At 75.6% G+C, this 829-nt stretch carries 1 protein-coding gene; it reads left to right on the top strand.

Features of this window, described 5'->3' with window-relative positions; genetic code table 11:
* Positions 1-829 (top strand): patatin-like phospholipase family protein (locus tag FV222_RS27865; RefSeq protein WP_147816390.1); only part of this gene is annotated, 829 nt, incomplete at both ends.

Below are 829 nucleotides of genomic sequence, written 5' to 3'. Positions count from 1 at the left end.
GGCTCGCCCTCGGCGGCGGCGCCGCGCGCGGCTGGGCGCATATCGGCGTGATCCGCGCCCTCGACGAGGCCGGCATCCATCCCGCATGCGTCGCCGGCTGCTCGATCGGCGCCGTGGTCGGCGGCTGCTTCGCCGCGGGCAAGCTCGACGCCCTGGCCGAGTTCGCGCTCTCGCTTACCCGCCGCCGGGTGCTGGGCCTCCTCGACCCGCGCCTGTCGGGCTCGGGGCTGATCGGCGGCGACCGCCTACGCCGGCGCCTGATGCGCGACCTCGGCGACCGCCTGATCGACGACCTGCCGGTCGGCTTCGGCTCGGTCGCCACCGAGCTCGGAACCGGGCACGAGGTCTGGCTCACGCGTGGATCGCTGATCGAGGCTCTGCGCGCCTCCTACGCCCTGCCCGGCCTGTTCGCGCCGGTCGAGCGCGACGGGCGTCTCCTGATGGACGGCACGCTGGTCAACCCGGTGCCGGTGACGCTGGCCCGCGCGATGGGCGCCGACCTCGTCGTCGGCGTGAACCTCGCCTGCGACCCGCGGATGCGGGGCGGCGTGATCCAGCCCGGCGCGGCCGACCCCGTCGAGCAGGTCGTCACCGCGGTCGGCGCCCGGCGCTGGAGCCTGCTCGCGGGCCTCCGCAATCGCAGGGTCGCGCCGTCCGGACCCGGGATCGGCCGGGTGATGTTCGACGCCTTCAACATCACGCAGGACCGAATCTCTCGCGCGCGCCTCGAGCGGGACCCGCCCGATTGCGCGATCGGGCCGGACCTCGCCGCGATGGGACAGTTCGAGTTCCACCGGGCGGCCGAGGCGATCGCCGCCGGCCACGCGGC

It is taken from the genome of Methylobacterium sp. WL103 (assembly GCF_008039885.1).
GTDB classification, from domain to species: domain Bacteria; phylum Pseudomonadota; class Alphaproteobacteria; order Rhizobiales; family Beijerinckiaceae; genus Methylobacterium; species Methylobacterium cerastii.
The sequence above is the reverse complement of the archived record's forward strand: the minus strand, read 5'-3'. Positions and strand labels throughout refer to the sequence as shown.